The sequence below is a fragment of the Clostridium sp. MCC353 genome, from assembly GCF_018785315.1.
Lineage (GTDB): Bacteria > Bacillota > Clostridia > Lachnospirales > Lachnospiraceae > CHH4-2.
In genome coordinates this window covers 84,977-97,279 of sequence record NZ_WQPN01000176.1, presented here as the reverse complement: position 1 = coordinate 97,279, position 12,303 = coordinate 84,977, and the positions used below count along the sequence as shown (strand labels likewise).

15 protein-coding genes and 1 other annotated feature (1 of these 16 running past the window's edge) are annotated in these 12,303 nt (G+C 47.5%); all 15 genes read right to left on the bottom strand.

What is annotated here, in order from left to right; genetic code table 11:
• Positions 1-370: 370 nt before the first annotated feature.
• A complete protein-coding gene (gene spoVAE / locus GPL15_RS26475; RefSeq protein WP_215701671.1) occupies positions 371-724 on the bottom strand; it encodes a stage V sporulation protein AE in 354 nt (117 codons plus the stop codon).
• Between the two features lie 32 nt (positions 725-756).
• Positions 757-1,767, bottom strand: coding sequence for a stage V sporulation protein AD (gene spoVAD / locus GPL15_RS26470; protein ID WP_215701670.1), 1,011 nt, complete (start codon positions 1,765-1,767; stop codon positions 757-759).
• A 28-nt stretch (positions 1,768-1,795) separates the two neighbouring features.
• Positions 1,796-2,254: a SpoVA/SpoVAEb family sporulation membrane protein gene (locus tag GPL15_RS26465; RefSeq protein ID WP_215701669.1), complete on the bottom strand. Its 459-nt coding sequence runs from the start codon at positions 2,252-2,254 to the stop codon at positions 1,796-1,798.
• Positions 2,255-2,276: 22 nt separating this feature from the next.
• Entirely contained in the window at positions 2,277-2,699 is a 423-nt protein-coding gene (locus tag GPL15_RS26460) for a stage V sporulation protein AB (RefSeq protein ID WP_215701668.1), read from the bottom strand.
• On the bottom strand, positions 2,689-3,315 hold the full coding sequence (locus tag GPL15_RS26455) for a stage V sporulation protein AA (RefSeq protein ID WP_215701667.1): 627 nt from the start codon (positions 3,313-3,315) through the stop codon (positions 2,689-2,691). Before GPL15_RS26455 ends, GPL15_RS26460 begins: the two co-directional genes overlap by 11 nt.
• The gene (locus GPL15_RS26450; protein ID WP_215701666.1) at positions 3,294-3,455 is read right to left on the bottom strand and encodes a hypothetical protein; all 162 of its coding nucleotides are present in this window, start codon (positions 3,453-3,455) and stop codon (positions 3,294-3,296) included. The genes GPL15_RS26455 and GPL15_RS26450 overlap by 22 nt, the downstream gene beginning before the upstream one ends.
• Positions 3,456-3,515: 60 nt before the next feature.
• Complete coding sequence (sigF, locus tag GPL15_RS26445; protein WP_252198645.1) at positions 3,516-4,229, bottom strand: RNA polymerase sporulation sigma factor SigF; 714 nt, start codon at positions 4,227-4,229, stop codon at positions 3,516-3,518.
• Between the two features lie 5 nt (positions 4,230-4,234).
• A complete protein-coding gene (gene spoIIAB, locus GPL15_RS26440; protein ID WP_346345051.1) occupies positions 4,235-4,651 on the bottom strand; it encodes an anti-sigma F factor in 417 nt (138 codons plus the stop codon).
• Between the two features lie 28 nt (positions 4,652-4,679).
• On the bottom strand, positions 4,680-5,027 hold the full coding sequence (locus GPL15_RS26435) for an anti-sigma factor antagonist (RefSeq protein ID WP_215701663.1): 348 nt from the start codon (positions 5,025-5,027) through the stop codon (positions 4,680-4,682).
• A gap of 130 nt (positions 5,028-5,157) precedes the next feature.
• The gene (locus GPL15_RS26430) at positions 5,158-6,462 is read right to left on the bottom strand and encodes a tetratricopeptide repeat protein (RefSeq protein ID WP_215701662.1); all 1,305 of its coding nucleotides are present in this window, start codon (positions 6,460-6,462) and stop codon (positions 5,158-5,160) included.
• 11 nt (positions 6,463-6,473) lie between these two features.
• Positions 6,474-6,611, bottom strand: coding sequence for a hypothetical protein (locus GPL15_RS26425; protein WP_215701661.1), 138 nt, complete (start codon positions 6,609-6,611; stop codon positions 6,474-6,476).
• A gap of 33 nt (positions 6,612-6,644) precedes the next feature.
• Complete coding sequence (locus GPL15_RS26420) at positions 6,645-7,910, bottom strand: folylpolyglutamate synthase/dihydrofolate synthase family protein (protein WP_215701660.1); 1,266 nt, start codon at positions 7,908-7,910, stop codon at positions 6,645-6,647.
• 122 nt (positions 7,911-8,032) lie between these two features.
• Positions 8,033-8,734: an aspartate/glutamate racemase family protein gene (locus GPL15_RS26415; protein WP_215701659.1), complete on the bottom strand. Its 702-nt coding sequence runs from the start codon at positions 8,732-8,734 to the stop codon at positions 8,033-8,035.
• Positions 8,735-8,737: 3 nt separating this feature from the next.
• The gene (locus tag GPL15_RS26410; RefSeq protein WP_215701658.1) at positions 8,738-9,250 is read right to left on the bottom strand and encodes a GNAT family protein; all 513 of its coding nucleotides are present in this window, start codon (positions 9,248-9,250) and stop codon (positions 8,738-8,740) included.
• Between the two features lie 74 nt (positions 9,251-9,324).
• The gene (locus GPL15_RS26405; RefSeq protein WP_215701657.1) at positions 9,325-11,964 is read right to left on the bottom strand and encodes a valine--tRNA ligase; all 2,640 of its coding nucleotides are present in this window, start codon (positions 11,962-11,964) and stop codon (positions 9,325-9,327) included.
• Positions 11,965-12,075: 111 nt separating this feature from the next.
• Positions 12,076-12,303: a binding site (T-box leader), on the bottom strand (it continues 16 nt past the right edge of the window).

The window sequence follows — 12,303 nt, the reverse complement described above, 5'->3', positions numbered from 1 at the left end:
GAAATCGGCCGTGAGCCGGGGGAAGAGCCGTGGGCTGGGATGGGGGCGCAGAAAACCGGAGGGCGGTTCGCGGTGTCAGCGATTTGTTCCGGCCGTCGGCAGCTCTTGGGCTGAAAGGAAGGGAAATGATGGGGAAACCGCTGACCTCAAAGTCAGCGGTTTAGAGAACCTGAATCGAAAATTTCTTCAGAAATTCTTCGATGAATGTTCTCGGTACCCTTCATTTCCCTTCCTTTCAGCCCTAGAGCTGCCCCGGCCGGAACCATGAGCTGACACCGCGAACCGCCCTCCGGTTTTCTGCGCCCCCATCCCAGCCCACGGCTCTTCCCCCGGCTCACGGCCGATTTCCTGCGTATCTTTCTATACAAATCTATTTCATCTTAGGCTTAAAGATAACCGACCCCAAATACCCAAAAATCAAAGCTCCCGCAATCCCCGCCGAACTGGACGTAAATCCGCCCTTAAATACCCCTAAAAAGCCGTCCTCTGCAATTCCTTCCTTAACCCCTTTCCACAGGGTATTGCCGAATCCCAGCAGCGGTACGGTGGCTCCTGACCCGCCCCATTCGGCAAATGGTTCATACAGGCCTATGGCCCCTAATATCGTACCGGTGACAACCAGCATTACCATGATCCGTCCCGGCATCAGTTTCGTTTTATCCATCAGGATTTGTACCAGGGCACAGATTACCCCGCCTACCAAAAATGCTTTTACAAATTCCATATCATACATTCCTTTCTTTCGAATAGAGCCGGTCACAATTGTTCAATCACAACGCCCTGAGCGATGCCCGGGATGCTTTGGCCTTCGTTAAAGCTGACCGTAGACAAAAGCGCTCCGGTCGGCACAAAAAGTACCCTTTTCCACGTTCCCGACTTGATTTTAGGGAGAATATAGGCGCATAGGGTTACGGCGGAACAGCCGCATCCGCTGCCGCCGGCATGGGTATCCTGGGTTTCGGCATCATAAATTTCTATACCGCAGTCCATATGGCGTTCTGTAAGGTCGGTTCCGTCCTGTTTCATGAAGTCCAGCAGGATCTTCCGCCCCACTTCCCCCAGATCGCCTGTAATGATTTTGTCATAATAATCCACATCCCGTTCGAAGTCTTCCAGGTTTTGTTTGATCGTATGATAGGCGGCCATTGCCATGGCGGCTCCCATATTCATGGAATCTTTACTTCCCATATCCACCATCCGTCCGGTGGTGATTCCCGTAATTTTAGCAATCCCGTCCTTTTTCTGCTTAGTCAAAACCGCGGCTCCGCATCCGGTCACAGTCCAGGTGGCCGAATAGGGCCTTTGATTGCCATATCCAAGAGGAAACCGGAATTGCTTTTCCGCAGTCGCGAAATGGCTGGAGGCCATGGACAGCACCTGGTCCGCATATCCTGCATTTATGGCCATTGCCCCTAACTGCAGCGCCTCACCCATAGTCGAACAGGCCCCATATAAGCCAAATAGAGGGATTTCCAAATCCACAGTGCCGAAAGACGTGGCAATCAACTGCCCCAGCAGATCGCCTGCAAACAGATAACGGATGTCACGTTTTCTATACCCGCCTTTTTCAAGCGCAAGTTCAGCGGTCTGTTTCTGAAGAGCGCTCTCCGCTTCCTCCCAGGTATTTGCGCCGAACATGGAATCCTGCTCCACCACATCGAACAATTTTCCCAAAGGGCCTTCTCCTTCTTTTTTACCTGCAATCGACGCCGTACTGCCTATGACTGGTTCATTTTCAAAATATAAGCTGGCTTTTCCCTTTTGCATTTCATTCCTCCTGTAATCTAATCTCTATTTATGCCCCAACCACACCCATGGCCTGTAAAATCCAATAGATAATTCCTAAAATCCAGGAACTCAAAATACCGTACAGAATCACAGGGCCGGCGATTGTAAAGATCTTGCAGCCGATTCCAAACACCTGGCCCTCCGCCTTAAACTCAATTGCCGGGGCCACCACCGAATTGGCAAATCCGGTGATGGGAACAAGCGCCCCTGCCCCTCCGAATTTAACGATTTTAGGATACAGGTTCAGTCCTGTAAGAATCACGCTGGAACCGATCAGAACCAGCAGGGTCCAGGCCGCCGAAGTCTCCTTGTCCATGCCTCTTCCCATAAAAAATGTGTTAACAGCCTGTCCGATCACACAGATGATTCCGCCCACTAAAAACGCTTTGCATACATCCAGCCATACGTTATTGGTAGGCGTAATTTCCTTCACATATTTGTCAAATGCCTGTTTATTTACTTCCATAAAATTCCTCCTATATTAGTTATCATCCCATTCCCCTGGAAAAATAGAGCAGGGAGCCGGTCAGCTTTCCAACTCCCAGCGCCAGTATAATGTACTGGATTCCCACGGCCAGATGGATTCGCCTGTTCATCACCGGGACAGCCTTCAAAGTCTCCGCCAGAGACATGACAAGACAGCCTACAAAAACCCCCACACAGAATCCGAAAATGCCAAGGAACAGCTTTCCTCCCATCAGCACCGGATATTCGTAAATATCCGCCAGATTCCCCAGAATTCCTCCGATAATGATCATAGTTTCATATAAAAATATATGCTGGCTGGTCTGGGTTTTTCCGATCAGACGGGGAAATACACCGATAATCGCCAGGAAAGCAAATACCCCCGCAGCCACAACTCCCCCGGAACAAAGTCCGATAAAACCCATAATACAGTTTTTAAGAAACATCGATCCCGGACTCCTTTCTGCCGTCATTCTGGATCAGCGTTTTGCTGATATTATCCTCATACAGACGCATTTCCACCTCTAACGGAGTGGGGTCCGTGTTGATTTTGAATTTGGCGAAATGATTGAAAAATACGATGATGCCAAATGCCAGGCCCACGGAATAGGTGAGTTCCAGCACTGTAAAACCGCTGGATTCCATTCCGGTAATGATCTTATAGATCTCTTTGAACACATCTCCCACACTGACATCATTGTTAAAGGTCATAATGGCAAACGCAGCGCCTGAAAAGCTGACCGCACAGACGAACAGGGTCTTGATCCACTGCCACAGACGGCGGTCCGGCCTGGGATGCTGGTAATCGATGATGAATTCCGTTTCACCGATGTTGTTGACCTGAATGGTGGAATCCAGATCCGTGATCTTCTTAATCACATCAATGGTCTGCACCACGTACCGCTTATCCCGGTCCTCTTTGATCGATTTGATCTTCAGCGCGCTGCATTTGCTGGTCACAGAATCATCCGGGCTGTAAAGAGTTGCAACATCCTTTAATTTCACATCCTTTTCATGTACTTCTGTTATCTGGCTGATATTTAAATATAAAACTTTGGACATCGTTCTATCCCCCTTACAAGTGTTCCTTCCATTACAGCATCACCACCTGTTCCAAACATAAGATACCAAATTACGGATAAAATAATAAGCAGGCAAACGACCAACGCCAGAATGCCTGCTTTATGCTTTAAAAATTCCATAAATACTCACATCCTTTTTTTGTTCTATGAGTATTATGTCTTTCCGCCTTAATTTTATGCTTATAACCGTTCACGCATTTTTTTCAAAATCCTTTTTTCCAGCCTGGAAACCTGAACCTGGGAAATGTTCAAATCCTGGGCAATCCGGCTCTGGGTCTGGTTATAATAGTATCTCCGCACAATAATCTCCTGCTCCTGTTCTCCAAGAATTGACAGAAGATCCTTTAATACCATATTGTTTATGATCTTATCCTGCTCCGCGTTTTCCTCTATCAGCTTATCGATCAGATAAATATTGCTTTCATCATTTTTATTCACTGTTTTATAAAGGGATTCCACCTCAGCCCCCGCCTCAATGGACGCGGCCACTTCTTCACGGCTGGCCCCTATCTGCTGCGCGATTTCATCGATTGTAGGATCTCTGCCCAGTGAAAATGCCAGGCTCTCCCTGGTGCATTTTACCTTTGCGCCCATTTCCTTTAAGGAGCGGCTCACCTTAATCATGCCGTCGTCTCTGAGAAACCGTTTAATCTCCCCCGTTATCATGGGAACCGCATACGTTGAAAATTTCACTTCAAATGAAGTATCAAACTTATCTATGGCTTTCATTAAACCAATGCATCCTATCTGGAACAGATCTTCCAGTTCGTAACCTCTTCCCGCAAAACGCCTCACAATGCTCCAAATCAACCCTACGTTGCCCAGCACCAGATTGTCCCTTGCGTTCTTATCTCCTTCGTGAGCCATCCGAATCAGATTCATGGTCTCATCCATAGATATCACCCGCCGATTTTCTTTTTCATAGTGACAGATGTACCCTGCCCTAATACTGATTCCACCGAAACTTCATCCATAAATGCTTCCATGAATGAAAAACCCATTCCAGACCGTTCACCGGTCTTATCTGAGGTGTACATCGGTTCCATAGCCTGTTTCACATTGCAGATCCCCACTCCATCGTCCTTTATGGTCAGGGTCAGGGTATCCTCAGCAATCTCAGCAGAAATATGTATGATTCCCTCCTTTCCCTGATATCCGTGGATCACCGCATTGGTAACCGCCTCAGATACTGCCGTCTTCACATCATCAATTTCCTCCAGCGTGGGGTTTAAACGGCTCATAAATACCGCTATCACGACTCTGGCAAACTCTTCATTTTTAGACAGACTTTCTATTTCCATCTGAAATCTTTCCACCTGCTCCATCTTCGCCACCTCTCCTTCCTTAACCTGCAATTGCAGCTTCTTTCGTCTCATAATTTTTCACCAGTTTCACAATGCCTCCAACGGTCAGAATCCGCATGACCTGAAGCTTTGCACCGTAAATGGCCACCTGGCCTCCGCTCCTCTCCATCTGTTTGTACCGGTTGAGCAGCACTCCGATTCCTGATGAATCCATAAATTCCGTTCTTGAAAAATCAAACACCACCTTTGTTATATAATTTTCCGACAGCAGTAAATCTGTCTCATACTTTAAATTTCTGCAGTTGTGATGATCCAGTTCCTTGGGAAGATGCACGATCAGCACCTGCCCCCTGGCCTCATAAGTAAAACTCTGCTCCGTTACATTCATGTTTTCTCTCCCTCACTTCCTAAATTTCTACAAAAAATGCGTCAAAAAAAGAACACTGCTAAAGATTTTATCTTTCGTAGTGTTCTTTTCTCATAGCAGTTCAGACCTGTCTGAACTGCTGTCATTCCGCTTAATAGCCTCTTTCCGTCTTAGCCTGCTCCGCCAGATCCGTATCGGCATAATTCATTATCACATCACCAAACAGCTTGTTCGCATTTTCCGTATCCCCAAGGCCCTTATAGATCACTGCCATATTAAAGATGACCTGAGGATTGTCCGGATGAATGACCAGGCTCTTATGGTAATAGTCCAGCGCTTCCGCCTGATTGCCAGCCGCTGCTGCCGCTTCACCCAGTTTCTGAAGCTCCTGATATCCATTGGCATCCATATCCGTCTTGATCTCCCCGATCACCGCCTGTACGGCGGATTCCGTAATCACGGTGGGGTCCAGCTCTGCGTACAGCTTTACAGCCGTTGTAAAATCATCTGTTTTATAAGCCTGCAGGATTCCAATCAGCGTCTGATACTGGTTTAAAATCCCTCCGTTATCATTCATCACAGACTGAAGGGAAGCCTCCGCCTCCTCTTTCTGTCTTTTATATTCCTCTACCGTACTCTCCATCCTGGTCAGTTCCAGATTTTTGCTGTTGATCTGTTCCAGATAGGCCAGCATTTCCTTATTGTGCTCCGTATTGATGGCCTTGGTGCTGGCAGGCATGATCAGAAAGAATATGACCGCAGTGCCCAGGCACAGTCCAACCAAAATATTGATTATGGTCTGCCATCCTGTATTTTCCTTATACGTGGGCGGAATTATGATATCGTCGTCCTGCATCTGCCTGTGGGAAAATGCGTTCTTCAGTTTCTTCTTCTCTATCTCCGCCCGTCCCGTATTGGCCTTTACTATCGACATATACCACAACGCTTTAGGATTGTTTTTATCGATCTGCAAAACCCTGAACAGGGATTTTCCTGCCTTCGTATAATCGGAGTGGGCCATGTAGAGAAGTGATAAAAGGAGGTGGGCTTTTACAAAATTAGGGTTGCTTTCCACAATTCTCGTGAGCTGCAAAACCGCCAAATCGTCGCTTCCCGTCTGAGCGTGCCACAAAGCCTGGTTAAATTTCTTCACATTCTGGCTCGCCGTCTCCAGCCTGCCCGGCTTTCTCTGCAGCTCGTTCAGAAAATGGTCCGCCCGGTTTTTTTCCGGCTGCAGGTTCATGCTGATCACCCATTGGACCAATGCGTCAGCCGTTTCGCCAACCTCATAATAGATCAGGCCGAGAAGATTTCTGGCGTCCGTATGGGCTTTATTAAAATGCAGGCTTTTTTTCAGGCAGTCGGCTGCGCCTGTCAAATCTCGTATCTTCGCCTTTTCCAGCCCCAGGTTATAATAGCTGTTGGCAACCTGGCGGCATCTTTTTCTATAGTCCATCCTGTTTCCGCCTATTCCTTAAATTCTTTCAGCATCTCCATCATGATATCACTCATATCGGTTAAATCGCTTTTCACAATCGCATCTTCCACTTCTTCCACGTCCAAACTGGGTTTGAAACGGGCAATTTCATCTTCAAAGTTAATCATATTACCTCACATTCCGCCGCTGGGGGCGGCCGTTTAATTCCGTTGGTTATTCCTTGTTCCTGTCCGGTCATCCAAAGCCAGCACCGCTTCAATCTCTCCGATTAAATAGAGGGATCCCACGCAAAACAGCAGCTCCCCATCTTCCTTTTGGGATACGGCCTGTAAAAAACCATCTTTCACATGGCCGCAGTCCGTCACCGTACTGATTCCCTGGCTGTTAAACAACTGGGCCAAAGGAGTTGTATCCATCGCGCGGCTGCTGTCCATATGGGCCAGATAGACGCGTTTTAACGGCAGTGACCGGCAGAGTTCTTTCACCATACTGCAGTAATCCTTGTCCGACACAACCCCAAAAAGGAGGCTGCATCCCTTCCCCCGCTCTCCTGCAAGCGGAGCTGCCGCCTCTATAAATGCCGCAATGCCGCCCGGGTTATGAGCTCCGTCCAGATAAACATCAGGCATCACCTGCTCCATCCTTCCAGGCCACTTCATATTGTTAATTCCTGCCAGAAGAACGGATTCATCCAGAGGCGGCGTCATAATGACATCCAGCGCCTTACAGGCCAGGGCAGCGTTCATCCGCTGGTACGGAGCCGGATAGACTGCGTTTAACCGAAATTCTTCTGCATTCACCGGATAACAGGTAGAATGGGTCATGGCAGCCTTCTTCTCAATCACGCCGGCTGCCTCCGGGACACTGCCGTCGAAAATGACCGGCACATGTTCCTTGATGATTCCGGCTTTTTCTCCCGCGATCAGCTCAATGGTGTCTCCTAAATATTCCGTGTGTTCCAGGCTGATGGATGTGATAATACAGGCCAGAGGGCGTTCAATTATATTAGTGGTGTCCAGCCTGCCTCCCAGCCCTGTTTCCAGAATCAGATAATCCACATTTTCCTCACGGAAGATGCAAAGCCCCATAAGGAAAAGGAATTCGAAAAAGGTTGGATAGCAGTATCCCTCTTCCATCATCTGCTGAGTGACCTCATAGACCTTCTCAAATGCCTGAGAAAAAACTGCCTTGTCCGCCATATTCCCATCCACCAGAAACCGTTCACGGATATCAATCAAATGGGGGGAAATAAAAGTCCCCGTATGGTATCCGGCCTGTCTGAGGATCGAAGTCAGATAGGCGCAGACAGAACCTTTTCCATTGGTTCCCGCCACATGTATGATCCTCATATCCCTGTCCGGATTTCCCAGCTTCTCAGCAAATTTCCTGACGTCTTCTAAAGAATTCTTCTTTTTAGTCCATAACGGTATATTAAGCAGATACTCTTCCGCCTTAATTTCATCCATCGTCTTCCCCATTCCCATATCATTTTACTGCATGGTATGTCTGTCTTTCCTATCTATTATAATATAAAACACCTAAGTTGCAACAAAATTCTTTCGGGTTGAATCGACAAAACTGGCCGCATTTACCGGCTCATATCCTGCACTGCCTTAAAAGCCGCTTCTTCTGCGTGAATCGCAGCGGTATCATACAAGGGCGTATCCGTATCTTTCTGTTTTACCAAAAGACCGATCTCCGTACATCCCAGTATCACGCCTTCTGCCCCTTTTTCCGAAAGGTGGTCAATGACCTCTATAAATGCTTTCCTGGATTCATCGGAAATGATGCCCAGGCAAAGTTCCCGGTAAATCACTTCATTCACTTGTTCCATCTCATCATCGTCAGGAACAATCACCTGGATTCCATTTTCAATCAGTATATTTTTATAAAAGTCCTGCTGCATCGTATATTTTGTTCCCAGCAGCCCCACTGTATACACGCCCTGTTCTTTTAACCGCTTTGCCGTAGCTTCTGCGATATGAAGAATGGGTATCTGAATTTTTTCCCGGATCTGGGGAACCACTTTATGCATGGTATTGGTACAGATAACGATAAAATCAGCTCCGGCCTTCTGCAGGTTCAGGGCCGCGTCTCCCAGGATCTTTCCGCTCCTCAGCCAATCACCGCCTGCCTGGCATTCCTCTATCTCCTGAAAATCCACACTGTACAACAGACATTTGGCGGAATGAAGCCCGCCCAGCTGTTCCTTAATCACTTCATTGATGATCTGATAATAAGTCACCGTACTTTCCCAGCTCATCCCACCGATCAGCCCGATTGTTTTCATCCTCTATCTCCTCCTCGCAAATTCCATTTCCGTACACGGCCAGAACTCATTTCCGATCCGGAATGCCCTGTCATTGGTATAAAGCGGCACAAAACCCACGGATTTATAACAATGATATGCCGTCGGGTTGTTGGTAAACACCCCCAGCGTCACCCGGTCCGCCTTTAAAATATCCAGAGAATACCGTACCGCCAGCCGGATCATCTCTTTTCCATATCCATATCCCCGCTTTAAATCATCTACCACCACAAATCCAAGGCGGATCACCTTCTTTTTTTCATCTGTAAACCTCATGATAAAATGGCCCACCGGCAATCCATCTTCATCCATAGCAGTCATTTCCCAGAAAGAATCATTATAGGCTTCTTTCTCATAATATTGATTCATACTCTCTTCTGTCAGCGGATACAGGCCTTCAAACCGGTTGGCAGACCATTGGTGGAAGGATTTCTCGTCCTTTATCCATGTTACGATATAACGGGCGTCGCACGCCTTATACGGTCTTAATCTCAGCATATTATCTTCCCCTTTATGTAAATGAAATCGGCAATACCTTTATAACATGATATTGCCGATTCCCGGTTATAATACTACCGAAGCTGATCCAGACGCTCCCTGACCTGTTCCATCATCTGAGTATATTTCTCTAACTTCTCTCTCTCTTCCGCAATTTTAGCTTCCGGCGCCTTGCTCACAAAGCGTTCATTGTTCAGCATGCCGTTTACACGGGCCAGTTCCTTAATCAAGCGCTCCTCTTCTTTTTCCAGACGCTCAATCTCTTTGCCGATATCAACCAGTTCGGCAAACGGCATATAGATGGCCGCCTGATGGATCACTGCCGATACTGCATCTTCAGCAATGCCGTCTTTATCCTTTTGCAGGCATACATCGCTTGCATATCCCAGCATGGCAAAAAATACCTTGCTGTGCTCAAATATATCTAAAATCTCCTGTTTTTCAGAAACCACATAAACCTTTGCCTTTTTGCTCGGCGGCACATTCATGGATGAGCGGACATTTCTGATGGCGCGGACAGCCTCTTTAATGGTTTCCACCGCAGTCTCTTCTGTAATGAAGTTCCATTCTTCCTTAAATACAGGCCAGTCGGAAATCATGATGGATTCCTCTTCATCCTGCAGGTTGCAGAAAATCTCCTCCGAAATAAACGGCATATATGGATGAAGCAGTTTCAGGGAATTGATCAAAACCGTCTTGAGGGTCCAGATCGCCGCAGCCTTTGTGGTATCCCCGTCATCCCAAAGCCTTGGTTTCACCATCTCAATGTACCAGTCACAGAACTCTTCCCATATGAAGTCGTAAACCTTCTGAAGGGCAATTCCCAGCTCGTATTTATCCAGGTTTTCCGTTACATCCTTCGCCAGGGTATTTACCTTGGAAAGAATCCACCTGTCGGCCATTGTCAGGTCGTCCAGGGAAACCTGACCCGCAGGCGCTTTCTCAATGTTCATCATGATGAATCGGGATGCATTCCAAACTTTGTTTGCAAAGTTTCTGCTGGCTTCCACTCTCTCCCAATAGAACCGCATATCGTTGCCCGGCGCATTTCCTGTGATCAGGGTCATGCGGAGGGCGTCGGCTCCGTACTTATCAATCACTTCCAGAGGATCGATGCCATTTCCCAGGGATTTACTCATCTTGCGGCCCTGGGAATCCCGTACCAGCCCATGGATGAGAACCGTATGGAACGGACATTTGCCGGTCTGTTCTATTCCTGAGAATACCATTCTGATTACCCAGAAGAAAATAATGTCATATCCGGTTACAAGCACATCGGTAGGATAGAAATATTCCAGTTCCGGCGTTTTCTCCGGCCAGCCCAATGTGGAGAATGGCCATAAAGCGGAGGAAAACCAGGTATCAAGGGTATCTTCATCCTGTTTTAAATCGGAACATCCGCATTTCGGACATGCATGAGGGGCTTCTTTTGCTACTACAATCTCGCCGCATTCCTGGCAGTAATAAGCGGGAATCCGGTGGCCCCACCAAAGCTGACGTGAAATACACCAGTCGCGGATCCCTTCCAGCCAGTGGAGATAGGTTTTTCCAAAACTCTCCGGCACGAATTTCAATTCACCGGTTTTTAACGCTTCAATGGCCGGTTTTGCCATCTCTTCCATCTTAACAAACCACTGCTGTTTCACCATTGGCTCAACTGTCGTCTTACAACGGTCATGGGTTCCTACATTATGAGAGTGAGGAACCACCTTTACCAGCAGCCCCTGGGCCTCTAAATCAGCCACAATCGCTTTTCTCGCTTCGTAACGGTCCATTCCGTCATACTTGCTTCCTGGAAGATCAATGGTGGCATCATCATGAAGGATACACAACTCTTCCAGATTATGACGTTTACCCACTTCAAAGTCATTAGGGTCGTGAGCCGGAGTGATCTTAACACAGCCGGTACCAAATTCTTTATCCACATAGGCATCCGCAACCACCGGTATCTCTCTTCCAGTCAGAGGCAGCACCAGCATCTTTCCAACCAGATCCTGATATCTGTCATCTTCAGGGTTTACGGCAACCGCCGTATCGCCCAGCAGTGTTTCCGGCCTGGTTGTGGCGATCTCAACAAAACGTCCCTCTTCCCCAACGATGGGATAATTGATATGCCAGAAAAAGCCATTCTGTTCTTCGTGTTCAACCTCTGCGTCAGAGATTGATGTCTGGCAGACCGGACACCAGTTAATGATCCTGGATCCCTTGTAGATGTATCCTTTTTCATATAATTTAATAAATACTTCCTGTACCGCCTCAGAGCATCCCTCATCCATGGTAAAGCGCTCTCTGTCCCAGTCGGCAGATGATCCCAGCTTGTGAAGCTGTTTCACAATGCGGCTGCCGTATTCTTCCTTCCATTCCCAGGCTTTCTCTAAAAAGCCCTCCCGTCCCAGGTCATGTTTGTCGATGCCCTCGCTCTTTAGCTTATCGATCACTTTCACTTCCGTCGCGATTGCAGCATGGTCTGTTCCCGGCTGCCAAAGGGCCTCAAATCCCTGCATCCTCTTATAGCGGATCAAAATATCCTGCATGGTGTTATCCAGCGCATGCCCCATGTGGAGCTGGCCGGTAATATTAGGCGGCGGCATCACAATGGTAAACGGCTTTTTGTCCTTATTTACCTGTGCATGAAAATACTTATGATCCAGCCATTTCTGATACAGTTTTTCCTCAATTTCCGACGGGTTGTATGTTTTCTCCAGTTCTTTCATTCCTTACTCCTTTTCCCTTACAAGTATTTACTTTTAGCTTAATTTCCGCGGGTCTTATTGAATCCATGTAACTTTCTCTTAAAATAAAAAGCCCTCTGCACAGTTTCCTGTACAAAGGGCGAAAATCCGCGGTACCACCTTTATTCTGCCGGACATCCGGCAATCTCATGAGTCCCTTAACGATGACCAGTCGAAAATGCCTACTTTCCGCGAACCATCCATGGTTTCACATCCCTTCAGCATTCCAGCTCCAAAGCTACCTTCCATCCGCACTCTCCCTAAACCGTCTTCCAGCCGATGAACGGTTCTCTCTGTCGGGGTATTCGCATGTACTCCTCT